This window comes from Rhizobium sp. ZW T2_16 (assembly GCF_044987325.1).
GTDB lineage: Bacteria > Pseudomonadota > Alphaproteobacteria > Rhizobiales > Rhizobiaceae > Neorhizobium > Neorhizobium cellulosilyticum.
Genome location: NZ_JBJDRG010000009.1, coordinates 144,542 through 170,507 on the forward strand (window position 1 = coordinate 144,542; position 25,966 = coordinate 170,507).

Below are 25,966 nucleotides of genomic sequence, written 5' to 3' on the forward strand. Positions count from 1 at the left end.
TCAGTTGCCCTCCAGCCGGTTTTCAAAAAGGGTCGAGCGGCGTCCGCGCAGCACGATATCGAATTTGTAGGCGCGCGCATCCATCGGGATCGTCTGACCCCAGTCCAGCGGTGCGATCAGTTGTTCGATCGCTTTGCGATCCGGGATCGTGTTGACGATCGGACATTTCCAGATCATCGGGTCGCCCTCGAAATACATCTGGGTAATCAGGCGCTGGGCGAAGCCATGTCCGAAGACCGAGAAATGGATATGGGCAGGACGCCAGTCGTTGACGCCGTTCGGCCATGGATAGGGGCCGGGCTTGACGGTGCGAAACGCGTAACGCCCGTCGTCGTCGGTGATCGCACGGCCGCAACCGCCGAAATTGGGGTCGATCGCGGCAAGATAGGTTTCTTTCTTGTGGCGATAACGGCCGCCGGCATTGGCCTGCCAGAATTCCAGCAAGGCACCGCGAACAGGTTGGCCTCGCTCGTCCAGCACGCGGCCATGAACGATTATCCGCTCGCCGATGGCACTTTCTCCCGGCCGGGCGTAGTTGTGGATCAGGTCATTGTCCAACTCGCCGATCATTGAATGGCCGAAAACCGGGCCGGTGATTTCCGAGATCGTGCCGTCGAGAGACAGCAAGGCGCGCTGCGGCGAACGCAGGATCGAGGTCTTGTATTCCGGTGTCAGGGCGGGCGCGTGCCAGGCGCGGTCGCGCGCGAAAAATCCACCGGTCTCCGGCTGTTTGTTCGAATTAGCGGACATCCCTAAGGTCTCCTCCCCCGATGTCTATTCGGCGTCCATCTGTTCGTAGACGCGCTTGGCGATCTTTATGGCATGGTTTGCGGCAGGTACGCCTGCATAGATAGCGACATGCAGCAGGGCCTCGCGAACATCTTCCCGCGAAGCGCCAGTATTGGCGGTGGCCCGCACATGCATGGCAACTTCCTCGTCCTGGCCGAGTGCTGCCAGAAGCGCGATCGTGATGATCGATCGTTCCCGCTTGGTGAAGTTGGGACGTGACCAGACATGTCCCCAGGCGGCTTCCGTGATCAGCGCCTGGAACGGCTCGTCGAATTCAGTGGCGTTGGCGATCGCTCGATCGACATGGGCATCTCCCAACACGGAACGTCGTGTCTCCATGCCCAGGCGGTGTCGGTATGTCTCAACCTCAGTCATTGAGCCTCCCCTGCGGTATTGGTGGTGTTGATGAAGTCTTGGATCAGATCGGTCAAAGCTTCGGGCTGTTCGACGCAGGGAATGTGACCTGCATCCTTGACGATCTCGAAACGCGCGCCGGGGATAAGTTCTGCCGTATTCCTGACGAGGTCTGGCGGCGTTGAGCCATCCTGGTCGCCGACGATGCAGAGGGTCGGCACGACAATGCGTGCAGCGGCCTCGGTGTAATCGGCATCACGAATTGAAGCGCAGGTTGCCGCATAACCTTCGATCGGTTGGCGAGCCAGCATGTTGCGATAACCGTGAAAGGCGATGTTGTCCGGGCTGCGGAAAGCGGGGGTGAACCACTTTTCCATGACCGCATCGACGATGCTTGCGATGCCGTGCTCTTCGACGGCCGCAATACGCGCGTTCCACATATCGGCAGAGCCGATCTTGCTGGCAGTATCGCAGAGTATCAGCGCCTTCACCAACTCGGGCCGTGTCTGGTAGATCGCCTGCGCAATAAGCCCTCCAACGGAAAGGCCGCAGATCACGGCGTTGCGCACGTTGAGCAGATCCAGGAGGCCGGCAAGATCCGCTGCATGATCCTCGATCGAATAAGGGGGCTTGCCGATATCGGACAGGCCATGGCCACGCTTGTCGTAAAGGATGATCGGGAAGTCGCCGGCGAGGCGCACGATGACATCCCGCCAGATGCGAAAATCCGTGCCGAGCGAATTGGCGAATACGATGACCGGTTTATCCGCCGGTCCTCCAATAACCTGATAGTGGATCGTGACGTCATTGACGCGCGCAAACTGCATTGAAAATCTCTCCCTGAATTATCTTGGTATATTGGCTCGGTTAGGTAAAATGACTTTTTAGGTGTTTTTTATATCCGAATGGTTATGTATTCGATGAGCGAGCCAAACGTTAAGTTTCGTCATCTCCAAGCCTTTATCGAGGTTGCTCGTCACAAGAGCGTCGTCAAGGCGGCCGGTTTTCTGAATGTCAGCCAGCCGGCGGTTACCAAGACCATTCGGGAGCTCGAAGAGGCGCTCGGTGTCGCGCTTGTGGAGCGCGAGGGCAGGGGCATCCGGCTATCGCGTTATGGCGAGGTATTCCTGAAACATGCCGGTGCGGCGATCGCCGCTCTTCGACAGGGTGTCGATTCAGTTTCGCAGGAACGTGTTGGAGAAGCGCCGTTGATACGGATCGGTGCGCTACCGACAGTTTCCAGCCACATCATGCCGCGGGCCGTGGAACTTTTTCTGAAGGAAAAGACCGGGAGCCGCATCAAGATCGTCACCGGCGAAAACTCGGTGCTGCTGGAACAACTGCGCTTCGGCGACCTCGATCTTGTCATCGGCCGACTGGCGGGGGCTGACAGGATGGCGGGATTTATCTTCGAGCACCTCTATTCCGAACGGGTGGTGTTTACCGTCCGTGCCGGCCATCCGATCCTGACGTCGGGGCATTCATCGTTTTCCGAACTCGGCGACTATCCGATCCTGATGCCGACCACGTCGTCGATCATTCGGCCCTTTGTCGATCGGCTACTCATCGCCAACGGCATTTCAAGTCTGCCGAACCAGATCGAGACCGTTTCAGACTCTTTCGGTCGAGCATTCGTGCTGTCGAGCGACGCGGTGTGGATCATATCGTCCGGGGTTGTGTCCCGCGATATCGGGACGGGGCTAATGCAGGCATTGCCGATCGATACAAGCGATACCCAAGGGCCCGTGGGGCTGACAATGCGGACTGACGCAATCCCCTCCATCGCGATGTCGCTTTTGATACAGACCATACGAGAAGCTGCAGGCTCCCGTTAGCTCACTTGCCTGCCTCAATCTCCCGAGGCGCTACGAGAGCACTCCGCGAAGCTCGCGACTTACCTGCTGAAGTGACGGGAGGTAGGTTTCGATGACAGAAGCCATAGGGGCGCTCGAGACGGCCAGTCCCGTGTTTAATGCCGCGACCACGACGCCGCGCGCGTTTTTCACCGGCACTGCGACGGATCTCAATCCCTGCTCGACCTCCTGGTCGACTGCGGCATAACCGTGCGTTCGAACCAGCGCGAGTTCCTTCAAGACGTCATCGATAGTGTGGAGCGTATGGGCGGTTCTTGCCTGAAGCGGATGGGAGTTCAGAAGTTCAATCGCTTGAGTTTCGGGAAGGGCTGCAAGCATGACACGTCCGAGAGACGTGCAATAAGCGGGAAGACGCGACCCTGGCATGAGCGCAATCGACATCACCTTCCGCTGCGCAGCACGCGCGACGTAGACGATCTCTGCACCATCCAGGATGGCGACGGACGTGCTCTGGCCAATCTGTTCGGATAACTGATCGAGCCATGGCTGAACGATGCGCGGCAGCGGCATGGATGCCAGGCAGCCGGTACCGAGACGCAGGACGCGCGGAGTGACCGTAAAGAACTTGCCGTCATAAGCACAATATCCGTGTTCAGCGAGCGTCAGCAGACAACGGCGGGTGGTTGCTCGATCCAGGCCGGAGATTTCTGCCGCTTCCGAAATGCTCAATCGAGGCGTTTCGGCGGTAAAAGCTTCGATCACGCGAAGCCCCTTCGCCAATCCGCCCATCATGTCACTCTGCTTCACATTCAATATCATAACTCCGAGGTTGTGCGATAATGCAACAAATGCATCATATCGCACAAAAACGTTGAGGTCGAGAAAGTCGAGGGGTAGGTTTTCGAGAGGCTTCGACAGAGGACGAGGCCCATCATCAAGGGAGGTGGCGGATGAACAAGACTAGCCAGAGCCTGGCGGCGGCTGTGTCCGAAATAGGCGACGGAGCGACAGTGATGATCGGCGGCTTCGGTGGCTCCGGCGCTCCGATCGAACTCATCCACGCGCTAATCGACAACGGTCCAAAGGACCTGACGGTCATCAACAACAATGCCGGCAATGGCCGTATCGGGATTGCGGCGATGATCGACGCGGGCATGGTCCGAAAGATGATCTGCTCGTTCCCGAAATCGTCCGATCCGCGCGCCTTTACCGATAAGTACCTGGCCGGAGAAATCGAACTCGAACTTGTGCCGCAAGGCACGCTTGCGGAACGCATCCGTGCCGGAGGCGCCGGCATACCGGCATTCTACACCCCGACCGCTTACGGCACGGAGCTCGCGGAAGGCAAGCCGATCGGCGAATTCGACGGTCGGCGTTACGTCCAGGAACGGTGGCTGAAGGCTGACTTCGCCATCATCAAGGCTCATCTCGGCGACCGTCATGGCAATCTCACCTACAACAAGGCGGCTCGTAACTTCAATCCGCTGATGTGCATGGCGGCCGCCAGCACGATCGTTCAGGTTTCGAGGATCGTCGAGGCGGGCGAAATCGACCCCGAACATGTGGTCACGCCCGGAATTTTCGTCGATCGCGTCGTCGAGGTTTCGCAGCCTCGCCAGGAAGAGGAACTCATTCGCGCCGGAGTGACCTACGCATGACCAGCATCGCTCAAGAAGAGATCAAGCTGACCAACGCCCAGATCGCCTGGCGCGCGGCGCAGGACATTGTCGACGGCGCCTATGTCAATCTGGGTATCGGCTTTCCCGAAATGGTCGCCCGTTACCAGCCGCCCGGCCGGGAGGCGATCTTCCACACGGAAAACGGCATCCTCGATTTCGGCGAGGCGCCGAAGCCAGGCGAAGAGGAATGGGACCTCATCAATGCCGGCAAAAAGGCAGTGACGCTGAAGCAGGGCGCTTCGTTCTTCCATCATGCGGACAGCTTCGCGATGGTGCGCGGCGGCCATCTCGATGTTGCGATCCTTGGGGCATTGCAGGTTGCGCAAAGCGGGGATCTGGCAAACTGGCGTGTCGGCTCGAAGGGCGTTCCGGCAGTCGGTGGCGCCATGGATCTCGTGCATGGCGCCAAACAGGTCTTTGTCATCACCGAGCATGTGACAAAGAACGGCGAACCCAAGCTCGTGGAAAAATGCACGTTTCCGCTGACCGGCTTGGCCTGTGTCACCCGGGTTTACACCAGTCATGCCGTCATCGAGATCGTTGAAGGACGCTTCGTGCTGCGAGAAAAACTTGCCGCATTGAGCATAGAAGAACTGCAGTCGATGACGGACGCTCCGTTGCATATCACGGGTTCGGTCGCGGATCTCATCGTGCCCGAAGTCTGAGGAGAATACAGTGGCCGAGGCTTTTATCTGCGACTACATCCGCACCCCGATTGGTCGTTTCGGCGGCACGCTTTCCTCAGTGAGGGCTGACGACCTCGGCGCCATACCGCTGAAGGCGCTCATCGAGCGAAATGCCGGCATCGACTGGGAGGCGGTTGGCGACGTGATCTTTGGATGCGCCAACCAGGCGGGCGAGGACAACCGCAATGTCGCGCGCATGTCTCTGCTTCTGGCCGGGCTTCCTGTGTCCGTCACGGGCACGACCATCAACCGTCTGTGCGGTTCGGGAATGGATGCCGTCATCACTGCGGCGCGCGCCATCAAGTCGGGTGAGGCGGAGTTGATGATTGCGGGCGGCGTCGAAAGCATGAGCCGGGCACCGTTCGTCATGCCGAAGGCCGACGCCGCGTTTTCGCGCAACGCGGAGATCTACGACACGACAATCGGCTGGCGCTTCGTAAATCCGCTGATGAAGAAGCTTTACGGCGTCGATTCCATGCCCGAAACCGGCGAAAATGTTGCGGAAGATTATCGGATCTCTCGCGAAGATCAGGATGCTTTTGCTCTGCGCAGTCAGAACAAGGCCGCTGCCGCCCAGGAAACCGGCCGGCTTGCCCGCGAAATCACGCCGGTCGCCATCCCCCAGCGCAAGGGTGAGGCACTGGTCATCTCGAAAGACGAGCATCCGCGCGCGACCACGATCGAAGCGCTCGCCAAACTTGGTACTCCCTTCAAGAAGGAAGGCGGAACAGTGACGGCCGGCAACGCCTCCGGCGTCAACGATGGTGCCGCGGCGCTGATTATCGCTTCGGAAACAGCTGTCAGAAAATACGGGCTGACGCCGATTGCGCGGGTTCTGGCCGGAGCGACAGCGGGCGTTCCTCCACGTGTCATGGGTATCGGCCCGGCGCCTGCTTCCAAAAAGCTGATGGCATTGCTCGGCCTGACGCAGGATCAGTTCGATGTCATCGAACTGAACGAGGCCTTTGCCTCCCAGGGCCTTGCAACCTTGCGCGAACTCGGCATTGCCGATGACGATCCGCGCGTCAACCCGAATGGCGGGGCCATCGCGCTTGGACATCCGCTGGGCATGACGGGTGCGAGAATTGCCGGCACGGCCGCTCTGGAACTTTCGTCCGGCAGGGGTAACCACGCGCTCGCAACCATGTGCATAGGTGTGGGGCAGGGTATCGCGCTCGCTCTCGGGCGCGCCTGACCGCTTTTTCGGCAGGAAAACAGCAAGGCAGGCGGCAGGCTAATGCAGGCCGCCCACGCCGAGCAAACGTTCCACCGCCTCGTGATCCTGCGACAGCGCGGAAGGGGTACCGTTCCAGGCGATACGGCCACGCTCTAGCACGATGACCTCGTCGGCAAAGTCGAGAGCGCTTTGAATCCGCTGCTCGACGAGCAGGATCGTCATGTCTCCGGAAGCCGCAAGTTCCGAAAACACCACCATGAGCTCCTCGCAGATCACGGGAGCCAGGCCTTCAAGCGGTTCATCGAGCAGCAGCACCGCGGGTCGGCCGAGGATCGTGCGCGCCGTGGTCAGCATCTGTTGTTCGCCACCGGACAGCTGGCTGCCGAGGTTCCTGCGACGCTCTTTCAGCCGGGGAAACAAAGCATAGCCTTCCTCGATCGCGTCCTTCTTCCGTTTCTTCAAGCCGACAGTCAGGTTTTCCTCGACGCTAAGGCTCGGGAATATGTCCCGCGTCTGCGGCACATATCCGAGGCCCGCGTGAGCCCGCGCGGCACTTGACATCGAGCTGAGATCGATGTCCCCTATCGTTATCCTCCCGCCATAACGGCGGGTCTGGCCCGCAAGCGTCGCGAAGAGCGTCGTCTTCCCCATCCCGTTGCGACCGAGAACGGCGAGCCGACGACCAGCAGCCACAGAAAACGAAATCGATTCCAGAATTCGGGTCGGGCCATAACCGGCGGAAAGGTTTTCGACTTTAAGCATTGAGGCCGGCATTGGCGTAGCTCCCGAGATAGGCCTCGCGGACGCGGGCATCCTTTGTCACGTCGGCGGGAAGGCCGTCGAATATAATGGTCCCTGCGGCAAGCACGACCACCCGTTTGGCAAATCGGAACACCAGGTCCATGTCGTGTTCGATCATCACCACGGCGAGATCGGCGGGCAGGTTTGCGAGCGCTTCCTCGATACGTCCCGTGTCACTTTGCGGAACGCCGGCAGCTGGTTCGTCGAGCAGGAGGACGCTGGGCTTTAAGGCAAGCGCGATGGCCAGTTCCAGAAGCCGCTGCTGCCCGTAGGCGATCTCCCGCACCTTTCTATGTGCGAGCGAATAAAGGCCCAGTCTTTCAAGCAGGTCATAGACTTCTTCCATCACCGCCGGACGGGTGAGAAAATTGCCATGTAGTTCAGCCGATTTTCCTGTCCGTTGGAGAACCGCGAGCCCCACATGTTCGGCCGGTGTCATGTCCTGGAAAAGCCGGGTCACCTGGAATGAGCGAACGAGGCCACGCTGAACCCGGCCGGTTGGTCCGATCCGGGTGACCGGCTCGTTTCGAAGTCGCACCTCACCGGAACTCGGTTTCAGGGCGCCGGTGACGAGATTGACGAAGGTCGTCTTGCCGGCTCCGTTTGGGCCAATGAGCGCCACCCGGTCGCCTGCCACCATGGAGAGCGAGACGTCGTTTGTGACAACGAGTCCGCCGAACGCCTTCTTCAGGTTGATGACTTCAAATACCGCGCTCATGGCCGCGTCTCCCCGGTCGTGTTCTTTCTTACAGAGAGGAGATCCTGCACCGTTCCGAAAATGCCCTTAGGGGCGAAAAGGACGACGACGATGAGAAGCGCGCCAACCATCGTCAGCCAGTGAAACGGGTTGGCGGCCGATACGAAGTCCTCAAACAGCATGAAGATCACGGTCCCGACCAGAGCGCCGAACAGGGAACCTGTTCCGCCAAGGACAAGCATGACGAGCGCTTCTGCCGATTGTGTGAACGACAGGGCGTCGAGTGCGACAACCTGGGTTGAGATGGCACTGAGCGCACCCCCGGTTCCGGCCACCGCGCCTGAAATGATGTACATCTTTATCACAGCTTTATGGGGAGAGGCGCCGAGTGCCCTTATCCGCACGGGATCCTCCTTGATGCCACGGCAGAGCATGCCGAAGGGCGAGCGAACGACGATGCGCAGCAACGTGAATACGATGAGAAGCAGGACCACACCGAAGAAATAGGCCGTATGGCCGAAGAGATCGAACTCGTAGAGGCCAAAGAGCGGGTCGAGTACGATGCCCGACAATCCGTCGCTTCCGCCGGTCCAGGAAGACGCCTTGTTGGCGAATTCATGAAACAGGTAGACAAGAGCGATCGATAGCACGAGCTGCGGGAGACCGTGTGCCCGCAGCATCACGATGCCACAGATAAGTCCTGCGACCGCACCCGCAAATATCCCGCCCAGTGTCATCAGCAGCGGATCATTTATCCCATAATGCGCGGAGAGTATGCCTGCCGCATAGGCGCCCGATCCGAACAACGCCGCCTGGCCAAGGGTCGCAACACCGCAATAGCCGGTCACGAGATCAAGCGACAATACGAGAAGGGCAATCGCGATGATACGCGTGAGCAACGCGAGGTTGTCGGGAAAGAGGACATAGCCAGCCGCGGCGACAATGACGATGGCAGCAAAGCCGTAAAGGTCTCGCTTGATGAAGCCGGCCCGCAGGCGGCTTCTGGTCGTTGCAGCGCCGGCGGCTAACGTGGAGTTGGTCTTCTCTGTCATTTTGCGCGTCCCGCCAGGCCACTCGGAAAGACACAGATGATTGCGATGACGGCAAGATAGAAGAAGAATTCGCCGAATTCCGGCATGAGATACCTGCCGGTCGTATCGATCGCCCCAAGTAGAAGACAAGCTGCCAGTGCGCCAGGGATGGAGCCGGCTCCGCCGACCGATACCACGACCAGAAACGTCACCATGTAGCGGAGTGCATAATAGGGTTCCACCGGCAGGAATTCCGATCCGACCACTCCGCCGAAAGCCGCAAGACCCACAGCCGCCGCGAAGCTAACCGCGTAGACGATTTCCGTTCTCACGCCCAGCGCCGCAGCCATTGCGGCATTGTCGACAGACGCACGAAGCTTGATGCCGAAATTTGTCTTCTCGATCGCGTACCAGAGGCCGAGCGCCACGGCCAGGCCGCAGGCGATCGCAAAAAGGCGATGGATGGGTATGGTGCGGAAGCCGAGGTCGGCAGACCCTTGTAGTGAAGGTGCAAGCGGAATGGTCTTCAGCGTTGGCCCCATGACGAAATTGGCAATTCCGATGATGCAGAAGGTTATCCCGATCGTCATCAGCACCTGTGTCAGTTCCGGCTGACCGTAGATCCGCCGATAAAGAAGACGTTCGATCGGAATGGCGATCAGGATCGTGAAGACGACCGCCGCGATCAATGCAAGTCCGTATCCGAGGGCCAAGTCCCGCGCGACATAGGAGGCTATGTAACCGCCGATCATGGCAAAGCCGCCATGGGCGAGGTTCACGACACGCATCAGGCCCATGGTCACCGAAAGGCCGATGGATATGACGAACAGCACCATGCCATAGGCAAGTGCGTCGACAGCAATGCTGAAGACTGTCTGCATCAGAAATCCTGTTCATGAGTGGCAGGCCAACTCTGGCCTGCCGATCTGTGAAACCGTCGGCCGCTTACTTCGCGGCGGCCAGACCCGGATCGCCCTGCTTCTCGAAGGTCTGATCCTCCTTGTTGAAGTATTTGCCATCCGAACCCCTTGCCACTTCCCGAAGATAGATGTTCTGGGTGATGTGACGGCTTTCCGGATCGATGGAGACAGGGCCGCGAGGGCTTGTCCAGGCCAGTCCCTTGACGGCATCGACGGCTTTCTGGGCATCCTGCTTGCCGCCCGTCGCCTCGATCATCTTGTAGATGACATGCATGCCATCGAACGCGCCGACGGAAGGAAAGGACAGTTCCGCTTCGTTGCCGATCGCCTTGGTCGCTGCCTCGACGAAGGTCTTGTTTTCGGGGGAATCGTGAGAAACGGCATAATGGAACGTCGTCTGTATTCCCAATGCAGCGTCGCCCAGTGCCGGCAGATCCGACTCCTGGGTCAGGTCACCCGGCGCATAGAACTTGGTGCCGGCCGCTTTCAGACCATTGTCGTTGAACGCCTTGACGAAGCCGAGCGTGGTCGGGCCGGAAGGCAGGAAGGCGAACACACCTTCTGCGCCCGAATCCTTGATACGCTGCATGATCGGGCTGAAATCGTTTGTGGAAAGCGGCATTCGTATTGCCTCCACGATCTTCCCGCCGGCTTCTTCGAAGGCCTTTCTGAACGCATTTTCGGCATCGACACCCGGTCCATAGTCACTGACGACCGAAATGATCTTCTTGACGCCTGCATCGGAAGCAACCTTTGCGATGGGCGTGGAGGTCTGCCAGGTGGTGAACGAGGTTCTGACGACCAGAGGGCTGGTCTTCATGATGGCCGATGTTGCAGCGTTCATGATGACCATGGGCACGTTGCCCTGCTTGAGGATCGGCGTGACCGCCATTGCATCCGGAGTAAAGTAGAAGCCTGCAAGATATTGAACTTTTTCCTTGACGATCAGTTCCTGGCCGAGAGCCTTGGACTGGGCAGGGTCCGCTGTCGGAATATCGCGGTAGACAATTTCGACCGTATCGTCGCCAATTTTGTTACCGTGAAGTGCGATATAGGCGTCTATTCCCGCCTTGAAGTTCTTGCCCTGCAGGGCGAAGGGCCCAGAGAAGGGACCAACCACGCCGACCTTGATGACGTCGGCGGAAGCGGTTCCGCACAAAGTCATGACCGCGAAAGCGGTAATTGCAGCCTTTTTCATGTTCATTCCTCCCGGTTAAACAGGGCCCGCCTCCAACATCGTGCCCTTTGAATTGCAACAATGCTACCCGTTGCTGTCGTCCACGCTAAAACGGTAATCCCACGTAGTTTTCTGCCAGAGCGGTGGACGCGGCCCGGGAATGGGTTAGATAATCGAGCTCCGCTTCCTGAATTTTCTGATCAAATTCACTCGTCTCCGGAAAGCGATGCAGCATGGTCGTCATCCACCACGAAAAGCGTACAGCTTTCCATACCCGTGCAAGAGCTTTTTTCGAATAGGAATTCAGTCCTGCCTCGGACCCTTCCAGATAATATTCGCGCAAAGAATTGAAGAGATAATGCACGTCGCTTGCGGCAAGGTTCAAGCCCTTGGCACCGGTGGGCGGAACGATGTGAGCGGAATCGCCAACAAGGAACAGACGGCCAAAGCGCATGGGCTCTGCCACAAAGGAACGCAGCGGAGCAATCGACTTCTCGAATGACGGAGCGGTTACAAGAGCTTCGGCATGGGACGGCGGTAGCCTGCGCCGCAGTTCGTCCCAAAACCGGTCGTCGCTCCAGTCTTCCGCTTTCTGATCGAGAGGACATTGTATGTAATAACGGCTGCGGCTTGCTGAGCGCATCGAACACAGTGCGAAGCCGCGCGGATGATTTGCATATATCAGTTCGTGGCTGACCGGAGCGACATCCGCGAGGATGCCGAGCCATCCGAACGGATAAACTTTCTCGAAGAGGTTTAATGCGGCCTCGGGAACCGACCTGCGGCTCGTTCCATGGAATCCGTCGCAGCCCGCGATGAAATCGCAATCGATACGATGTGTTATGCCGTCTTTTCGATAAGTTACATAGGGGTCTGTTCCGGAAAAATCATGCGGCTGCACGTCGTCAGCCTCATAGACGGCATGCGCACCGCTTCGTTCACGTGCATCCATCAGGTCGCGCGTGACTTCTGTCTGACCGTAAACCATCACCCGCTTGCCGCCGGTCAATTCGTTGAGATCGATCCGATGATCGCGACCGTCGAAAGCAAGATCGAAACCATCATGCGGCAGCCCTTCGGCGGCCATCCGTGCACCGGCGCCCGCCTGGTTCAGAAGCTTGACGGTCCCTTCCTCAAGTACCCCGGCTCGAACGCGGCCGAGGATATACTCCTTGCTCACCCGATCGAGGATGAGATTGTCGATCCCCGCTTCGGTCAGAAGCTGGCCAAGCAGCAGGCCCGACGGTCCTGCGCCTATGATGACGACTTGATGCCTCAATCACGCCTCCCAACGAAACTGATAATTGCAAATTCCATGATTGGGAGTTGCGGCGAAAGAGACGCTCTGTTCTTTTAATTGTACTTTTCGAACATCGGGAGGAGCGGTCGCAATGCCACGGGTTCCCACCTATGCCCTATATGGTGAAACGGATACCGGAGATCCGGGCTTCTGGCTGCATCATGAAACGATCCATGCCAGAAGCAGCCAGCACGACTGGGAAATCCAGCCTCACCGGCACACTGCTTACTTTCAGATCCTGCATATTGCCGCCGGAGGCGGTGACGTCCTCTTCAACGAAGAGACCCTTAGTTTGAAGCCCGGAACGGTAATAACCATTCCTCCGGGAACAAGTCATGGGTTCCGATTCTCAAAAACCGTTGTCGGCTCGGTTATCACGATCCTTTCGTCACATCTCGACCATGCACCCGGTGAGAGAAGCTTGTTTGGCCAGTGGCTGGCTCACCCCCAAAAGATTGCTCCCGAACCTCAGGTGCCGGATGCGGAAGAGGCCGCGCGCATCTTGGGGCGGATAACTGCCGAGTTTGAAAGTCGAAATCGCGGACGCAATGAAATCCTGAGAGCCTATGTCTCCGTGCTGTTGCACCTGTTGTTCCGAATTGGCTGCGATCAACGCACTTGGGACGGCTCGTCCGAAGACACCCGGGTGGATGCCCTGATGAACCTGATCGACCAGCATTTCCGAACCCATCGAGCGTTGTCGTTCTATGCTGGGAGAATCGGGGTTTCGCCGACACATCTCAATCGCCTCGTTCATGCCTGGCATGGATGTTCGGCACATGAACTGATCGAGCGCAAGATTATCGAGGAAGCGAAGAGACAGCTCATCTTCTCTATGACCTCTATACAGCAAATATCGTATCGGCTGGGTTTCCAAGATGCCGCTTATTTTTCCCGCTTTTTCGCTCGATGCACGGGCAAGGCACCGAAAGATTGGCGTTCATTGGAACGTGCCCGTATTGACTATTGATAGCCTCGGCGAGCAAGGCAAGAATGAACTGGACGCGTGATGGCGGAGTAGGAGCCAAGCACAAGCCAGCTTTTTCATGGCGAGATTCAAATCTTCCGGTCGACGACCTAAGCGGTGCGCATGATGGCGATCGCTCTGTTAACTGGGATATTTTCTTCGTGGTCATTGGAGATGAGAAACTGTTCGTTGAAACTAGGCGGCAACGGTTCGGTACACATCAAGAGCAGGAGCCATGTCCTGTATCATCGTTGCTCCATTGAAAGTTCGTCTGACCCCATTAGACCTTTGCCTATGTTACGACATTGGCTGTGATCCGCTGTGTCTCGATCTTTGCGGCGGCATCGATGCAGCCCAATTGTGGACCGGGGAATGGACCTTTCAAAGATAGAAAAACTCATCGCGTTTGTGGGGCGGTCCAACGTCACCGAACTGGAGGTCACGGAAAAAGGCACGACAGTCCGGATATTCCGAGATGGAGGCCGAGATACACCCGTAACGAACCCCGAGAGTTCGAGCGTGACCGCCGATATAGGACAGGTCGAAGGCGCTGCGGTTGAAGTCAACGAAAAGGCCGGCATGGTCACCGCACCTGTCTTTGGCGTGCTGCATGCCTCCCCGGCACCAGGAGATCCTCCGTTCGTGGCCGTCGGAGATGATGTTATCGAGGGGCAGACACTTTTCATCATCGAAGCGATGAAAGTGTTCAACAAGATAGCTGCACCGCATGCCGGCAAGATCACGCGCCTGACGGATGTGAATGGCTCGGAGGTCGAGGTTGGCGACATGCTGGCGGAGATCGCGTGATGCCGTCACACCAGCGTTTCGACAAGGTTCTTATTGCCAATCGCGGTGAAGTTGCCTTGCGCGTAGTTCGCGCCTGCTGCGAAATGGGCCTGAAGACCGTCGTGGTCTGCTCGGAAGCGGATCGGGACTCCGCCTATGTGAAAAGCGCGGATCAATCGATCTGCATCGGCCCGTCGAGCGCGTCCAAAAGCTACCTGAACCAGAATGCCATCCTGCTGGCGGCGCGCCTCAGCGGTGCCGGCGCCGTTCATCCAGGTTATGGATTTCTTTCGGAAAACACCAGCTTCTCGGCGGCAGTAGAGAAGGCGGGGCTGACCTTCATCGGCCCGGATGCCAGCGCCATTGCCACGATGGGAGACAAGATTGCCGCCAAGAGCGCCATGATGGCGGCTGGCGTGCCTTGTGTGCCGGGTCCAGATACAGAGCTTCCATCGGAACCCGAAGCGATCCGGGCAATTGCAGCCGAGATCGGGTATCCTGTGATCGTCAAGGCTGCCGGCGGTGGCGGCGGACGCGGCATGCGCGTTGTGTCAGGCGAGGCAGAGCTGCTGGAAGCCGTGGCCCTGACCCGTGAAGAAGCACGCAAGGCCTTTGGAACGCCGGCGCTCTACATGGAGAAATTCCTTCAGCATCCGCGCCATATCGAAATTCAGGTCCTGTGTGATACGCATGGAAATGCCGTCTGGCTTGGCCATCGTGATTGCTCCATGCAGCGCCGTCACCAGAAAGTGGTCGAGGAAGCGCCGGCTCCCGGTATTTCTGAAACACTGATTGGCCCTGTCGGCGAAGCCTGTGTCAAGGCGTGTCAGCAAATCGGCTATCGCGGTGTCGGAACGTTCGAATTCCTCTACGAAGACGGCGCTTTCTATTTCATCGAGATGAATACCCGCCTGCAGGTCGAACATCCGGTGACCGAGGAAACCAGCGGCGTCGATATCGTCCAGCAGCAATTGCGTGTGGCGCAGGGTGAGGCATTGTCGATGGCGCAGGTGGACGTGATCTGCGCCGGTCACGCTATCGAATGCCGCATCAATGCCGAAGACCCGATGACTTTCATGCCCTCAGCAGGTGTGATCACGGCTCTTGAACTGCCAAAGGGCGAGGGCATTCGTGTCGATACCCATGTCGAGGCCGGCTACAAGGTCTCGCCTTATTACGACTCGCTGATCGCCAAGCTGATCGTGCATGGCCAAGACCGGGCCGATGCCATGCAGCGCACGCGGTCCGCCCTGGCATCCTTCAAGCTGGAGGGCATCGCCACCAATCTGCCGCTGTTGCGCGAACTGTTTGACGATGCAGCCTTCGCCGAGGGTGAAACGGATATCCATTATCTTGAAAAATGGTTGAAGACGCGGGGGGCAGCATGACCAAGCCGGATTTCAGCGACCCCGCAATCATCGAACGGTTGGCCGCAGCCCTTGAAACCGCTGGCGTCGATGGGATTGAAATCACCCGACCCGACCAGAGCCTGCTGATCCGCCTTTCGAGTTCTGCCAAGGGGCCTGCGCGTCAAGTGCGTTCCGGCAAGACTGATTCAGTAGGTGCTGTGGCGATCGTGAAGGCGCCTATGGCCGGTGAGTTCTGGTCGTTAGACCTGTCACGTACCGCCACGCCGGCTGCATCGACCGCGCGCGACGCGATCGGCTTCCTGCGGGTTGGCCCTACCCTGCTGCCGGTCTCCGCTGGACCGTCAAAACGCTTGGGCCGTCACTTAGTTGAACCCGGAACGATCGTCGGTTTTGGCGATCCGATTGCTGAAGTCGAGACAGAAGCATGAGCGCCTCAGTCGCCAAAATCACCCAGCCTGTCGAAGCGCTTGCGCTCGGTCGCAATGGCGCCCGTGTTTCCCCGATCGGTTCGCGCGCATTTCTTCTCGAAGCGACCGGTGAATTCGACCTTGCCTCGCAGCGACGGATCTGGGCCCTGTCCCGCGCCGTCGAACTGTGGAGCGAAACGCTCGAGATCGTACCCGGCATGACCAATCTTCTCGTCGTTCTGAAGATGACGCCCGAAGATCCGGAACTTCTGGCGTTGCGCCTGTTGGACGCCTGGGAACAGGCCGAAAGCATCGATCTGGCAGGAAGGACAATCGAGATCACCGTAACATACGGAGGCGAGCACGCGACCGATCTTGCCGCTCTCTGCGACAGGTCGGGCCTTTCCGACCGCGAGGTTGTTCGCATTCACTACGAAGGCACCTATAGGGTGTTTGCACTCGGTAGTGCGCCCGGTTTTGGTTACCTTCACGGGCTTGATCCGCGCATCTACATGCCGCGCAAGACCGTGCCGTCGCTCAACATGGCGCGCGGCTGCGTCACCATTGGCGGCATGCAGACGGGTGTCGCCGTCCTTACCGGCCCTAATGGCTGGAATTCGATCGGTTTTGCCGAATTGCAGATGTTCGACCCGATGTCGGCCACACCTGCCGTGATGGCGCCGGGTGATACGGTGCGTTTCGTGCCAGCGAGCATAGAGCTATGATAGAGATCATCCAGACAGGACCGTTCAACACGGTACAAGACCTTGGCCGTACCGGCTTCCGCAATATTGGCGTGACCACCAGCGGCGCCATGGATCCGCTGGCACTCAAGGCTGGCAACAGCCTGCTCGGCAACGAAACCGGCGCGGCAGTTCTCGAAGTTCAGACCTATCCGTTCAAACTGCGTTTTGCGAAGCAGACGGCTTTTGCCGTAACGGGTGCCGATTGTGGCGCATCGCTTGACGGTCGTATGGTTCAGCCGTGGTGCGCTCTGCCGATTGAAGCCGGGCAGGTGCTGGAGCTAGGGCAGCCGCGGGTTGGAACACGCGCCTATATCTGCATTGCCGGCGGGATCGATGTCGCGTCGGTCATGGGGTCGCGCAGCACGTCGCTGCGTGGCGCTTTCGGCGGCAGTGAGGGACGTTTTCTGAGCACGGGCGATGTTCTTAAACTGGGTGAGGTTTCCACCGCGCTGAACTTTCCGGCAACTGGCCTTGCGGTTATCGATCCAGCCTTTGCGCTTACCGATTTTTATCCTGCCAATGAGGATGGGGCCCTTGTTGTTCGCGCCATTCCGGCCGGAGAGCATGCCCTGTTTGGCGCGGATGCCGAGCGTTTCTGGATGCAGACTTGGAAGATTTCCACACAAAGCGACCGTACCGGATATCGCTTGATGGGTGAACCGATCAAGCCGACGACGCCGGTTGAAATGCGCTCGCACGGTGTCGTGTCCGGTGTCGTTCAGGTTCCACCAAGCGGTGAGCCGATCATCCAAATGGCCGATGCCAATACGGCTGGCGGTTATCCCAAGATTGCCGGCGTAATCGAGGCCGATCTCTGGCGGCTCGGGCAGGCGCGTATCGGCAGCCGTCTGCGTTTTGTCCGTGCAACGCATGCTCAGGCGGCGGCCGTCGAAAAGGCAGTGGCGACTTTCATCGATGATGTTCGCAGCACGTCTCGAATGGTTTGCGATGCATTGCAGGCCATGAAGTGAGGGAAGAAGAGATGAAGATCGATCTTAATTCCGACATGGGCGAAGGCTTTGGTCCCTACAGCCTGTGCGACGACGAGGCGATGATGAAGGTGGTCTCCTCGGCCAACATCGCTTGTGGTTTCCATGGCGGCGATCCCGATACGATGGCGCGCATGGTGCGCCTTGCCAAGGAAAACGGCGTCGGCATCGGTGCCCATCCTGGTCTGCCGGATCGCGCCGGTTTCGGCCGCCGCGAAATTCCCTATTCCGCCGATGAACTGCGCCAGCAGATGCTTTACCAGCTGGGTGCGTTGAAGGCGATTGCGGCGTGCGAAGGTCAGCGCGTTGCACATTTCAGTTTTCACGCGGCCATGGGCAACATGGTCAATCGTGATCCGAAGCTGGCCGACCTGATGATGGATGCGATCCGCGCCGTCGATCCCGAACTGATCATTTTTGCCATGCCCGGCAGCGAGATCGAAGCGGCTGCCAAGCGCGCCTCGCTGAAGACGCTGCTGCTGTTCCTCGCCGACCGCGCCTATGACGCGCAGGGGCGTCTTGTTGCCCGCGGATTGCCGGGTGCTCTGGTCAAGGATGAGGGGGCCGTGCGCGCCCGCGTGCGCCAGTTCCTAGTCGACCGCACGGTCACCACAATCGACGGCGCGACCATCGACATGCCGGCGAAATCGGTTCTCGTTCACAGCGACACGCCGGGTTCGCTCGAGCTGGCGCGGATCGTGCGCAGCGAAATCGAGGCCGCCGGCGGCACGCTTGCACCTGCATCAGAGGTTGTCGGCTGAAGCCACGGCCTTTCCCTTTTTCCATCCAGAATTAGACAAACCGGAAGACCAAATCATGCCCGCCACAGCCGACCGTTTGAAAAATGTCTCCATCTCCGCCTCCGCAGCCATGACGCAACGCGCCCGTGAACTGGCCGCCCAGGGGATCAAGGTTGTCAGCCTCTCCTCCGGCGAGCCGGATTTCCCGACACCGCCGCATGCGATCGAGGCCGCTTACGCCGCAGCACTCGCGGGCGACACCAAATACCCGACAATGGACGGCACGCCGGCCATGAAGGCGGCGATCATCCGCAAGTTCAAGCGCGAGAACAACTTGACCTATGAGCCGAACCAGATCGTCGTTTCGGGCGGTGGCAAGCAGGTCATCTTCAATGCGGTGTTGGCCACCTGCAATCCGGGTGATGAAGTTGTCATCCCGGCGCCGTCATGGGTCAGCTATGCGGATATCGTCAAATTCGCCGGTGGCGTTCCGGTCTCGGTGCCGTGCCCGGAAAATGCAGGTTTCAAGCTGCGCGCAGAAGACCTCGAAGCAGCGATCACGCCACGTACCAAGTGGCTGTTCCTGAACTTTCCGAACAACCCGACGGGCGCTGCCTGCTCGCGCGCGGAAATGGCGGCAATCGCTGAGGTCATGCTGCGCCACCCGCATGTCTGGATTCTGACCGACGATATCTACGAGCATCTCGTCTACGACGATTTCGAGTTCTGCACGATCGCCGAAGTCGAGCCGCGTCTTTATGATCGGGTTCTGACCATGAACGGCGTGTCCAAGGCCTATGCAATGACCGGCTGGCGTCTGGGCTATTGCGGCGGCCCGAAGGATCTCATTGCCGCGATCAGCAATGTCAACGGCCAGAACAGCGGCGGCACCTCGACCCTGACACAGGCGGCAGCCGTTGCGGCACTCGATGGTCCGCAGGATCTGCTGAAGGAACGCTCTTCCATCTACAAGACCCGTCGAGATTATGTGCTCGGCCGTCTGGCCGAAATCGAGGGTCTGCGTGCCCATAAGCCCGAAGGTGCGTTCTATATTTTCCCGAACATGTCCGAGCTGATCGGCAAGACCACCAAGGGTGGCCGCAAGATCGAGACCGATGTCGATTTTGTCATGGGTCTTGTCGAGGAGCACCATGTCGCGACCGTGCAGGGTGCGGCCTACGGCATGAGCCCGTATTTCCGCATTTCCTACGCCACAAGCATGGAAATGTTGGAAGAGGGCTGCAACCGGATCGCACAGTACTGCAAGGACATGAAGTAAATCGGTTTCAGCTGGTTATGACGGTCAGGCCTTCAGCCTGGCCGTCAGTTCGACAAGAATATTCTTGACCGCGACCGCCGGTTGCGAAAGCGGCGTTTGATCGGATACACACAGAGACAAAGTCTCCTCGATGCGCGGCGACACAAGGCGACAAATCAGTTTTTCGCTGGATTCGGCAATCAGCCGGTCGGCGATCGCCTTGGGCATGATCGTGGCGCCAAGCCCCCGATCGACAGAACGGCTGAGCGTTCTCACGATTTCCACTTCCGCCACCACTTTCAGCTCGACCTTGCTGCGCGAGAACGCGGTATCGACCGCACGGCGCACGAAGTTATAGGCGGGCGGCATTAGGAACGGCAGGCCGTCGAGTGCCGTGACCGGAACGGGCGCGTCGCTGGCCTCGATTTCGAAATCCGGATGCGCGACGACAAAAAACTCTTCTTTCAGCAGCGGTTCGAAACGAACGCCCTTGATCGGGCCGACACCATGAATAAGCGCCATTTCCAGACGGCCGTTCATGATCATCTGGCTATAGGTCTGGCCGACGCTTTCCGTCAGGTGCAGGAGGATGCCGGGATGGCGTTTTCGCGTTTCCGACAGAAGCTCGACCGAAAGCGTCGCCGCGCTGCTGAACGGGACAAGCCCGACAGAGACACGACCGGCCAGTGACTTGCCGGCTGTGGTGACGTCGGATTGCGCCTGTTCCATCTGCCGCAGGATGATTTGCGCGTGGCGATAAACTGCCTGACCGGCGGCGGTCATCGTGACGCCCTGCTGGCTGCGGATCAGCAGCTTCTGCCCGAAATGATCCTCGAGCGCTGCAAGCTGTTGGCTGAGCGCCGGCTGGGCAAGATGCAGGATATCGGCGGCGCGTGTGATGCTGCCGCTATCGACGATGACGATGAAGGATTTGAGGCGCCGGATATCCATTATGGTCGATGCTGCCTGTGTTGTTATCACCGCAAATGAGGTCGTGAGCGGTTTGCGACCTGCTGCTTCGCGGTTGAAGAGAAAACCTAGCCGCTTGATTTATAAAGCGCAAATGCAGCCTTCCGCAACACGTGCGGACATCCATAACGCTTCCTTATTAGCCCAAAACTAATCGGTCTTAGGCAAGTGAAAAAAGCTTCGCTAGTCTCATCTTAACAAAGGGGATCGACATGCCATTTTCCGACTACAAGACTGCTCTGGTAACCGGCGCTTCGTCGGGAATCGGTGCCGCCGTCGTTGAACGACTGTGCCGCGAGGGGCTTGAAGTCCACGCCGTTGCGCGTAGCGCCGAGCCGCTGCACGAACTGTCCGAGCGTACCGGCTGCATCGCCCACGCGGTTGACGTAACCAACCGGGAAGCTCTCGCAGAGCTGACTGGCCGCGTGGCATTCGACGTCCTCATCAACAACGCCGGCGTCGACCGGCCGAAGAAGTTTCTTGAAGCGGAAGATGGCGATATCGACCTCTTGATCGACGTCAACCTGCGCGCCGTCCTGCATCTCTGCCGCATGGTGGTGCCCGGCATGGCAAAGCGGGATCGCGGCCATGTCATCAACATTTCCTCGATTGCCGGCAATTACAATTTCGGCGGCAACTCGACCTATCATGCCGTAAAAGCAGGTGTCGCCATGCTGTCGAACCAGCTGCGCATCGACACGTTTGGCAAGCGGGTGAGGGTGACGGAAATCTGCCCGGGCCGAGTTGCGACCGACATCTTCAACCACGTCCACGGCAATGACCCATCGATCCGCGAGCGCTTCATCGACGGTTTCGAACTACCACAGGCTTCCGATATCGCAGATGCGATCGCCTTCGCGATTGCTGCACCTGTTGCGGTCAATATCGGCCATATGGAAATCACCCCGACGCTTCAGGTGATGGGCGGCCTGCAGACGGCCAAGCCGCAGACCCCTGCCGCCCGTTCCGAAGGGACCACGCGGTGAACGGGTTCGATCTTTCGGCAATCCTCAACAACCCGGAATACATCTCGATGCTGCTGCACGGCATCGAGATGACCTTCATCATTTATATCGGTTCGTGGACGCTGGCGATGACGCTGGCCATCCTTCTGCTTGCGCTGCGCGTGTCGCCACTGCGCATCGGTGAACCGATCGTTGCTGCCTATGTGTCCTACCATCGTAATGTGCCGACACTTGTGCAGTTGATGCTCTGGTATTTTGGCATTTTCACACTGATGCCGCAGGGCCTGTCGGACTGGCTGGCGAACAACAATGCCGAAGCCATCTTTGCGGTGATCGGCCTCGGCTTGTGTCAGGCTGCCTATTTCAGCGAAGACCTTCGCTCCGGCCTGCGCTCGGTCAGTCCCGGCCAGATGGAGGCCGCCCAGGCACTCGGTCACGGGTACGCCTCTGCCATGCGCTTCGTGATCATGCCACAGGGCGTGCGCAACGCGCTGCCGCCGCTGATCAATCACAGTGTTTCGCTTTTCAAGAACAGCAGCCTTGCCATCGTCATCGGTGCTCCTGAACTGACCCATGCAGTCAAGGAAATCGAAAACATCAGTTTCCGCACCTTCGAAGTCTACATGATCGGTACGGTGACCTACCTGTTCTTCTCGCTCATCATCATGGGGATCGGCGCCTATATCGCGATGCGAGCCGATCCGGCGCGGAGGGCACGCGCATGATCCAGGATTTCATCACCATCATCCAGGATTATTGGCTGCTTCTCCTGATCGGCCAGTATCCCAACGGCCCGCTCGGCGGTCTCGCCAACACGCTGATCCTGTCGGCCCTGGCCATCGCATTCGCCTTCCCGGTCAGCATTCTCATGGCGCTCGCGCGCCTGTCGAAATGGTGGTTCCTGCGCTGGCCGATGACCGCGCTGGTCTATGTCACCCGCGGCGTGCCGCTTTTGATGCTCATCCTGTGGTGCTATTTTGTCATCCCGCTCTGGACGGGTGCCGATGTGCCGAGCTTCCTGATCATGCTGGTGACGCTAGTCATCTATCAGGGTGCGTTCCTCAGCGAAGTCGTTCGCGCCGGCATTGTTTCGCTGGGGCAGGGGCAGATGGATGCGGCGCGGGCTCTCGGCCATGGCTATATGGGTGCCATGCGCTTCGTCATCTTGCCGCAGGCGCTCTACAACATGATCCCGAGCATGATCTCCACCTTCGTCTCGACGATCAAGGATACGACGCTCGGTTACGTCATCAATGTGCCGGATCTGACATTCGCCGCGAGCCAGGTGAACAACCAGCTTCTGACCCAGCCCTTCCAAGTCTTCCTCATTCTCGCAGTGGTCTATTACATCCTCTGCTGGAGCCTGACCTATGTCGCCAACAGCGTCGAGCGGCGTATCGCCCGCCGTCGTGCCGGGCCGCGCAATGCCCGCCTTCCGGCCGAGGCCGCGCCCCTCAAAACCATTACGGAGCAGCTATGAGCACCTCAGTGTCCGAACCGCAGGCCGCCCAGGCGATCCGTATCGCCGATGTCTGCAAGAACTACGGCGACTATCAGGTCCTGAAGAACATCAATGCCGAAGTGGCGCGGGGCGAAGTGGTGGTGATCTGCGGCCCGTCCGGCTCCGGAAAGTCGACGCTTATCCGCACCGTCAACCGGCTGGAAGAAATCAACAGCGGCGGCATCAGCTTTGAGGGGCAGGATATCCACGCGCCGATGCGGGCAAGTGAACTCAACAAGCTGCGCAGCCGTATCGGCTTCGTCTTCCAGAGTTTTAACCTCTTTCCGCACCTTTCGGTCGTCGAGAATGTCTCGATGTCGCCGATCCGGGTGAAAGGTGTGCCGCCTGCCGCTGCCCATGACAAGGCTCTCAGACTGCTTGACCGCGTTGGTCTCGCCGACAAGGCGAATTCCTATCCAGGTCAGCTTTCCGGTGGTCAGCAGCAGCGCGTGGCGATTGCCCGTGCACTTGCCATGGAGCCGCCCGTCATGCTGTTCGACGAACCGACCAGCGCGCTCGACCCGGAAATGGTCGGCGAAGTGCTGAGCGTCATGAAGAGCCTGGCCGCCGAAGGCATGACCATGCTCTGCGTCACTCACGAAATGGGTTTTGCCCGCGATGTCGCTGACCGCATATGGTTCATCGACGCAGGCGAAATCCTCGAAACCGCTCCTCCCGAAGACTTTTTCAAGAATCCACGACATCCGCGTGCCCAGCGCTTCCTCGCTGATCTGCGGCACTGACTGCCTTCCACATAAAATAACAATGGAGAACAGCAAATGAACTGGAAATTCGCAACTCTCGCAGCACTCGTCGCCAGCACCGCTGCCGTCGCGCCTGCAAAAGCAGACCAGCTTGCCGACATCCTGTCGGCCAAGAAGCTGCGCTGCGCAACCTTTGCCGACGTGCCGCCATTCTCGGCGCCGGATCCGAAGACCCGTGAAATGGCCGGCTTCGACGTCGATCTCTGCAATGCCATCGCCAAAGAACTGGGCGTGACGGCGGAAGTGAAGCCGGTTTCGGTCGAAGCCCGCGTGCCGGAAGTCAAGCTCGGCCGCGTCGACATCACCGTAGCGAACCTCGCCTATACCCAGAGCCGCGCCGAGCAGATTCAGTTCAGCGATCCCTATTATCTCGCCAAGGAAATGCTCATCGTTCCGGCGACGGACGAAGGCAAGGCCAAGGCCGACTATGTCGGCCAGCGTATCGCCTCGGCCAAGGGTTCGACCTCGGAAATGTCGATCAAGCTCAACAAGTCCGAACCGTTGACCTTCCAGGACACGGCTTCCGCCTATCTCGCCGTGCAACAGGGCAAGGCGCGCGGCATGGTCGCCAACACGATGACGACGACCAAATTCGTCAACGAGTCGAAGACCCGCGGCAAGGAAATGCGCATGATCGAAGAGCCGATGCTGTACCAGCCGATCGGTATCGGCATGCAGAAGGATCAGCCGGCGCTGACCGCCAAGGTCAACGAAATCCTGCGCAAGCTGGATGCCGATGGCGAGATCAACAAGATCTGGGACAAGTGGCTCGGTCAGGGCACCGAATACAAGATGACCCGTACCGACAAGGTTGTTCCACTCTCCGAACTGAAGTTCGATCCGATCCCCTAATCTGAGGGCGCATAGCGCCTTCTGATCCCAAACCAAAATCCGACAATTGCCAACGGCGGCAGCCTTGCCGCCGTGCGGTTTATCTATTGCCACGAGGAGGGCCTGCAATGGTACATATCAAAGACATTCCCGAGCGTCCCTCCAAGGAGGATCTGGCTGCGATCGCAAAATTTTCGCCCGCCACCATTCACGAAGCACAGGGCCGTCGGGGCGCCTTGTCGTCGCGGCTGAAGCCGGTCGATTACCGCATGAAACTCTGTGGACCGGCCTTCACGGTCAAATCCTCGCCGCGCGACAACATCATGCTGCAACTAGCGATCAACTATGCCAAGCCCGGCGACATCATCGTCGTTTCGGCGGGTGAATACGAAGAAGCAGGTTCGTTCGGTGACGTTCTGGCCAATGCCTGCCTTGCCAAGGGCATCGGCGGCCTGGTTACGGATACCGGCGTGCGCGATACGCTGCAGCTTCGCGAACTCGGCTTCCCGGTCTTCTCGCTCAGCACCTGCATCAAGGGTACGGTCAAGGAAACGATTGGCACGACGAATGACAGCATCATCGTCGGCGGCGAGATCATCAATCCGGGTGACGTGATCGTCGGTGATGCGGATGGTCTGGTCGTCGTTCGCCGCAGCGAAGTTGCCGAAGCGGCAAAGCTGTCTCAGGCACGCGAAGACGCCGAAGCCGGTTTCATTGAAGCCTACAAGGCCGGCGCGTCCGTTATCGAGGTCAGCAAGCTCGAGCCGGTTCTCAAGGCCAAGGGCCTGGTCGTCGACATCTGAAAAAGATGAAGGGAAGCGTCGTTCACGACAGCTTCCCTTCCATATGATCGAGATCCGCAGTGACTACGGAAAATAAAAAGGGCGGCCTCGCGGTCGCCCTTTTGTCTATTCGCTTGCAAGCCTCTTCAGCCCCTCGATTGCCAGCTCGGCAATCATCTCCGGCGTGTTGTCGATATTGACGACGACAACACCGGCTTCGCCATCAGGTCGCTCCAGTGTCGCCAGCTGGCTTTCCAGAAGACTGGTCGGCATGAAGTGGCCTTCGCGGCTGCCCATGCGCTGGGTCAGCAGCGCCTTGCTGCCATCCAAAAACACGAGGGCCAGCTTTCCGCCCGCCGCCGCACGCAATCTGTCGCGATACGCTTTCTTCAGTGACGAGCATGTCAGGACGATACCGCTTGTCGCGTGATCGGCCAGAATCTCGCCGATGCGATCGAGCCAGGGC

30 protein-coding genes are annotated in these 25,966 nt (G+C 58.9%); 18 read left to right on the forward strand and 12 right to left on the reverse strand.

Going from position 1 to position 25,966, the window contains the following annotated elements; all coding sequences use genetic code 11:
• The 3 genes from pcaH to pcaD are packed head-to-tail and all read right to left on the reverse strand — an operon-like array spanning position 1 to position 1,970.
• Positions 1–750 (reverse strand): protocatechuate 3,4-dioxygenase subunit beta, encoded by a 750-nt coding sequence (gene pcaH / locus ACI3K0_RS20550; RefSeq protein ID WP_148144161.1) that lies wholly within the window; start codon positions 748–750, stop codon positions 1–3.
• A gap of 24 nt (positions 751–774) precedes the next feature.
• Positions 775–1,164, reverse strand: a complete 390-nt coding sequence (pcaC, locus tag ACI3K0_RS20555; RefSeq protein ID WP_148144160.1) for a 4-carboxymuconolactone decarboxylase — start codon at positions 1,162–1,164, stop codon at positions 775–777.
• On the reverse strand, positions 1,161–1,970 hold the full coding sequence (gene pcaD / locus ACI3K0_RS20560) for a 3-oxoadipate enol-lactonase (protein ID WP_206829028.1): 810 nt from the start codon (positions 1,968–1,970) through the stop codon (positions 1,161–1,163). The genes pcaC and pcaD overlap by 4 nt, the downstream gene beginning before the upstream one ends.
• A gap of 93 nt (positions 1,971–2,063) precedes the next feature.
• Between pcaD and pcaQ the strand changes: the two genes are divergently transcribed.
• On the forward strand, positions 2,064–2,978 hold the full coding sequence (gene pcaQ, locus ACI3K0_RS20565) for a pca operon transcription factor PcaQ (protein ID WP_404946122.1): 915 nt from the start codon (positions 2,064–2,066) through the stop codon (positions 2,976–2,978).
• A gap of 30 nt (positions 2,979–3,008) precedes the next feature.
• Here the strand turns inward: pcaQ and ACI3K0_RS20570 are convergent, their stop codons facing one another.
• Positions 3,009–3,770, reverse strand: a complete 762-nt coding sequence (locus tag ACI3K0_RS20570) for an IclR family transcriptional regulator C-terminal domain-containing protein (protein WP_404946123.1) — start codon at positions 3,768–3,770, stop codon at positions 3,009–3,011.
• Between the two features lie 137 nt (positions 3,771–3,907).
• Here ACI3K0_RS20570 and ACI3K0_RS20575 point away from each other — a divergent pair, with 137 nt between their 5' ends.
• The 3 genes from ACI3K0_RS20575 to pcaF are packed head-to-tail and all read left to right on the forward strand — an operon-like array spanning position 3,908 to position 6,517.
• The gene (locus ACI3K0_RS20575; protein WP_404946124.1) at positions 3,908–4,615 is read left to right on the forward strand and encodes a 3-oxoacid CoA-transferase subunit A; all 708 of its coding nucleotides are present in this window, start codon (positions 3,908–3,910) and stop codon (positions 4,613–4,615) included.
• Positions 4,612–5,301: a CoA transferase subunit B gene (locus ACI3K0_RS20580; protein ID WP_404946125.1), complete on the forward strand. Its 690-nt coding sequence runs from the start codon at positions 4,612–4,614 to the stop codon at positions 5,299–5,301. Before ACI3K0_RS20575 ends, ACI3K0_RS20580 begins: the two co-directional genes overlap by 4 nt.
• A 10-nt stretch (positions 5,302–5,311) precedes the next feature.
• Complete coding sequence (gene pcaF, locus ACI3K0_RS20585; RefSeq protein WP_206829031.1) at positions 5,312–6,517, forward strand: 3-oxoadipyl-CoA thiolase; 1,206 nt, start codon at positions 5,312–5,314, stop codon at positions 6,515–6,517.
• Between the two features lie 39 nt (positions 6,518–6,556).
• Here pcaF and ACI3K0_RS20590 read toward each other — a convergent pair whose 3' ends face one another.
• The 6 genes from ACI3K0_RS20590 to pobA form a co-directional block, all read right to left on the reverse strand.
• Complete coding sequence (locus ACI3K0_RS20590; protein ID WP_148144153.1) at positions 6,557–7,273, reverse strand: ABC transporter ATP-binding protein; 717 nt, start codon at positions 7,271–7,273, stop codon at positions 6,557–6,559.
• Positions 7,254–8,018, reverse strand: coding sequence for an ABC transporter ATP-binding protein (locus ACI3K0_RS20595; protein WP_148144152.1), 765 nt, complete (start codon positions 8,016–8,018; stop codon positions 7,254–7,256). The genes ACI3K0_RS20590 and ACI3K0_RS20595 overlap by 20 nt, the downstream gene beginning before the upstream one ends.
• Complete coding sequence (locus tag ACI3K0_RS20600) at positions 8,015–9,049, reverse strand: branched-chain amino acid ABC transporter permease (RefSeq protein WP_148144151.1); 1,035 nt, start codon at positions 9,047–9,049, stop codon at positions 8,015–8,017. The genes ACI3K0_RS20595 and ACI3K0_RS20600 overlap by 4 nt, the downstream gene beginning before the upstream one ends.
• Positions 9,046–9,909, reverse strand: coding sequence for a branched-chain amino acid ABC transporter permease (locus tag ACI3K0_RS20605; protein WP_148144150.1), 864 nt, complete (start codon positions 9,907–9,909; stop codon positions 9,046–9,048). Before ACI3K0_RS20605 ends, ACI3K0_RS20600 begins: the two co-directional genes overlap by 4 nt.
• Positions 9,910–9,973: 64 nt before the next feature.
• Entirely contained in the window at positions 9,974–11,146 is a 1,173-nt protein-coding gene (locus tag ACI3K0_RS20610) for an ABC transporter substrate-binding protein (protein ID WP_206829032.1), read from the reverse strand.
• Positions 11,147–11,231: 85 nt separating this feature from the next.
• Positions 11,232–12,404, reverse strand: a complete 1,173-nt coding sequence (pobA, locus tag ACI3K0_RS20615; RefSeq protein WP_206829033.1) for a 4-hydroxybenzoate 3-monooxygenase — start codon at positions 12,402–12,404, stop codon at positions 11,232–11,234.
• Positions 12,405–12,516: 112 nt separating this feature from the next.
• On the opposite strand from pobA, the gene ACI3K0_RS20620 reads away from it, so the two are divergent.
• The 8 genes from ACI3K0_RS20620 (at position 12,517) to ACI3K0_RS20655 (ending at position 19,709) form a co-directional block, all read left to right on the forward strand.
• Entirely contained in the window at positions 12,517–13,395 is an 879-nt protein-coding gene (locus tag ACI3K0_RS20620) for a helix-turn-helix domain-containing protein (RefSeq protein ID WP_206829034.1), read from the forward strand.
• A gap of 369 nt (positions 13,396–13,764) precedes the next feature.
• Positions 13,765–14,199, forward strand: a complete 435-nt coding sequence (locus ACI3K0_RS20625) for a biotin/lipoyl-containing protein (protein ID WP_148144146.1) — start codon at positions 13,765–13,767, stop codon at positions 14,197–14,199.
• Positions 14,199–15,566 (forward strand): acetyl-CoA carboxylase biotin carboxylase subunit, encoded by a 1,368-nt coding sequence (accC, locus tag ACI3K0_RS20630; RefSeq protein ID WP_404946126.1) that lies wholly within the window; start codon positions 14,199–14,201, stop codon positions 15,564–15,566. Before ACI3K0_RS20625 ends, accC begins: the two co-directional genes overlap by 1 nt.
• On the forward strand, positions 15,563–15,976 hold the full coding sequence (locus ACI3K0_RS20635) for an acetyl-CoA carboxylase (protein ID WP_206829036.1): 414 nt from the start codon (positions 15,563–15,565) through the stop codon (positions 15,974–15,976). Before accC ends, ACI3K0_RS20635 begins: the two co-directional genes overlap by 4 nt.
• Positions 15,973–16,680 carry a 5-oxoprolinase subunit PxpB gene (pxpB, locus tag ACI3K0_RS20640; RefSeq protein WP_148144143.1) on the forward strand — a complete coding sequence of 236 codons (708 nt, stop codon included), beginning with the start codon at positions 15,973–15,975 and terminating at the stop codon, positions 16,678–16,680. Before ACI3K0_RS20635 ends, pxpB begins: the two co-directional genes overlap by 4 nt.
• On the forward strand, positions 16,677–17,672 hold the full coding sequence (locus ACI3K0_RS20645) for a biotin-dependent carboxyltransferase family protein (protein ID WP_206829037.1): 996 nt from the start codon (positions 16,677–16,679) through the stop codon (positions 17,670–17,672). The genes pxpB and ACI3K0_RS20645 overlap by 4 nt, the downstream gene beginning before the upstream one ends.
• Positions 17,673–17,683: 11 nt before the next feature.
• Complete coding sequence (locus ACI3K0_RS20650) at positions 17,684–18,451, forward strand: LamB/YcsF family protein (RefSeq protein WP_148144141.1); 768 nt, start codon at positions 17,684–17,686, stop codon at positions 18,449–18,451.
• Positions 18,452–18,506: 55 nt separating this feature from the next.
• Entirely contained in the window at positions 18,507–19,709 is a 1,203-nt protein-coding gene (locus ACI3K0_RS20655) for a pyridoxal phosphate-dependent aminotransferase (RefSeq protein WP_148144140.1), read from the forward strand.
• 24 nt (positions 19,710–19,733) lie between these two features.
• Here the strand turns inward: ACI3K0_RS20655 and nac are convergent, their stop codons facing one another.
• Positions 19,734–20,639 (reverse strand): nitrogen assimilation transcriptional regulator NAC, encoded by a 906-nt coding sequence (gene nac / locus ACI3K0_RS20660; protein ID WP_148144139.1) that lies wholly within the window; start codon positions 20,637–20,639, stop codon positions 19,734–19,736.
• 230 nt (positions 20,640–20,869) lie between these two features.
• Between nac and ACI3K0_RS20665 the strand changes: the two genes are divergently transcribed.
• From ACI3K0_RS20665 to ACI3K0_RS20690, 6 genes are all read left to right on the forward strand, one after another.
• A complete protein-coding gene (locus tag ACI3K0_RS20665; protein ID WP_148144138.1) occupies positions 20,870–21,643 on the forward strand; it encodes an SDR family oxidoreductase in 774 nt (257 codons plus the stop codon).
• Positions 21,640–22,347, forward strand: a complete 708-nt coding sequence (locus ACI3K0_RS20670; RefSeq protein ID WP_148144137.1) for an amino acid ABC transporter permease — start codon at positions 21,640–21,642, stop codon at positions 22,345–22,347. Before ACI3K0_RS20665 ends, ACI3K0_RS20670 begins: the two co-directional genes overlap by 4 nt.
• Entirely contained in the window at positions 22,344–23,102 is a 759-nt protein-coding gene (locus ACI3K0_RS20675) for an amino acid ABC transporter permease (RefSeq protein ID WP_148144136.1), read from the forward strand. The genes ACI3K0_RS20670 and ACI3K0_RS20675 overlap by 4 nt, the downstream gene beginning before the upstream one ends.
• Positions 23,099–23,866, forward strand: coding sequence for an amino acid ABC transporter ATP-binding protein (locus ACI3K0_RS20680; RefSeq protein WP_206829038.1), 768 nt, complete (start codon positions 23,099–23,101; stop codon positions 23,864–23,866). The genes ACI3K0_RS20675 and ACI3K0_RS20680 overlap by 4 nt, the downstream gene beginning before the upstream one ends.
• 36 nt (positions 23,867–23,902) lie before the next feature.
• Positions 23,903–24,739 (forward strand): ABC transporter substrate-binding protein, encoded by an 837-nt coding sequence (locus ACI3K0_RS20685; protein WP_148144134.1) that lies wholly within the window; start codon positions 23,903–23,905, stop codon positions 24,737–24,739.
• Between the two features lie 107 nt (positions 24,740–24,846).
• On the forward strand, positions 24,847–25,521 hold the full coding sequence (locus ACI3K0_RS20690) for a 4-carboxy-4-hydroxy-2-oxoadipate aldolase/oxaloacetate decarboxylase (protein ID WP_404946127.1): 675 nt from the start codon (positions 24,847–24,849) through the stop codon (positions 25,519–25,521).
• A 105-nt stretch (positions 25,522–25,626) separates the two neighbouring features.
• On the opposite strand, the gene ACI3K0_RS20695 is transcribed toward ACI3K0_RS20690, so the two are convergent.
• The coding region (locus ACI3K0_RS20695) for a gluconokinase (RefSeq protein WP_404946128.1) at positions 25,627–25,966 on the reverse strand (340 nt) is incomplete at its 5' end.

Excerpts from the sequence above, each read along its gene's own strand:
- pxpB (WP_148144143.1), top strand. The coding sequence starts at position 15,973 with ATGAGCGCCTCAGTCGCCAAAATCACCCAGCCTGTCGAAGCGCTTGCG.
- ACI3K0_RS20600 (WP_148144151.1), bottom strand. The coding sequence starts at position 9,049 with ATGACAGAGAAGACCAACTCCACGTTAGCCGCCGGCGCTGCAACGACC.
- ACI3K0_RS20635 (WP_206829036.1), top strand. The coding sequence starts at position 15,563 with ATGACCAAGCCGGATTTCAGCGACCCCGCAATCATCGAACGGTTGGCC.
- ACI3K0_RS20680 (WP_206829038.1), top strand. The coding sequence starts at position 23,099 with ATGAGCACCTCAGTGTCCGAACCGCAGGCCGCCCAGGCGATCCGTATC.
- ACI3K0_RS20590 (WP_148144153.1), bottom strand. The coding sequence starts at position 7,273 with ATGCCGGCCTCAATGCTTAAAGTCGAAAACCTTTCCGCCGGTTATGGC.
- ACI3K0_RS20605 (WP_148144150.1), bottom strand. The coding sequence starts at position 9,909 with ATGCAGACAGTCTTCAGCATTGCTGTCGACGCACTTGCCTATGGCATG.
- pcaH (WP_148144161.1), bottom strand. The coding sequence starts at position 750 with ATGTCCGCTAATTCGAACAAACAGCCGGAGACCGGTGGATTTTTCGCG.
- ACI3K0_RS20655 (WP_148144140.1), top strand. The coding sequence starts at position 18,507 with ATGCCCGCCACAGCCGACCGTTTGAAAAATGTCTCCATCTCCGCCTCC.
- accC (WP_404946126.1), top strand. The coding sequence starts at position 14,199 with ATGCCGTCACACCAGCGTTTCGACAAGGTTCTTATTGCCAATCGCGGT.
- ACI3K0_RS20685 (WP_148144134.1), top strand. The coding sequence starts at position 23,903 with ATGAACTGGAAATTCGCAACTCTCGCAGCACTCGTCGCCAGCACCGCT.
- ACI3K0_RS20665 (WP_148144138.1), top strand. The coding sequence starts at position 20,870 with ATGCCATTTTCCGACTACAAGACTGCTCTGGTAACCGGCGCTTCGTCG.
- pcaQ (WP_404946122.1), top strand. The coding sequence starts at position 2,064 with ATGAGCGAGCCAAACGTTAAGTTTCGTCATCTCCAAGCCTTTATCGAG.
- pcaC (WP_148144160.1), bottom strand. The coding sequence starts at position 1,164 with ATGACTGAGGTTGAGACATACCGACACCGCCTGGGCATGGAGACACGA.
- ACI3K0_RS20575 (WP_404946124.1), top strand. The coding sequence starts at position 3,908 with ATGAACAAGACTAGCCAGAGCCTGGCGGCGGCTGTGTCCGAAATAGGC.
- ACI3K0_RS20620 (WP_206829034.1), top strand. The coding sequence starts at position 12,517 with ATGCCACGGGTTCCCACCTATGCCCTATATGGTGAAACGGATACCGGA.
- nac (WP_148144139.1), bottom strand. The coding sequence starts at position 20,639 with ATGGATATCCGGCGCCTCAAATCCTTCATCGTCATCGTCGATAGCGGC.
- ACI3K0_RS20645 (WP_206829037.1), top strand. The coding sequence starts at position 16,677 with ATGATAGAGATCATCCAGACAGGACCGTTCAACACGGTACAAGACCTT.
- ACI3K0_RS20580 (WP_404946125.1), top strand. The coding sequence starts at position 4,612 with ATGACCAGCATCGCTCAAGAAGAGATCAAGCTGACCAACGCCCAGATC.
- ACI3K0_RS20675 (WP_148144136.1), top strand. The coding sequence starts at position 22,344 with ATGATCCAGGATTTCATCACCATCATCCAGGATTATTGGCTGCTTCTC.
- ACI3K0_RS20610 (WP_206829032.1), bottom strand. The coding sequence starts at position 11,146 with ATGAAAAAGGCTGCAATTACCGCTTTCGCGGTCATGACTTTGTGCGGA.
- pcaD (WP_206829028.1), bottom strand. The coding sequence starts at position 1,970 with ATGCAGTTTGCGCGCGTCAATGACGTCACGATCCACTATCAGGTTATT.
- ACI3K0_RS20625 (WP_148144146.1), top strand. The coding sequence starts at position 13,765 with ATGGACCTTTCAAAGATAGAAAAACTCATCGCGTTTGTGGGGCGGTCC.
- ACI3K0_RS20595 (WP_148144152.1), bottom strand. The coding sequence starts at position 8,018 with ATGAGCGCGGTATTTGAAGTCATCAACCTGAAGAAGGCGTTCGGCGGA.
- ACI3K0_RS20650 (WP_148144141.1), top strand. The coding sequence starts at position 17,684 with ATGAAGATCGATCTTAATTCCGACATGGGCGAAGGCTTTGGTCCCTAC.
- ACI3K0_RS20690 (WP_404946127.1), top strand. The coding sequence starts at position 24,847 with ATGGTACATATCAAAGACATTCCCGAGCGTCCCTCCAAGGAGGATCTG.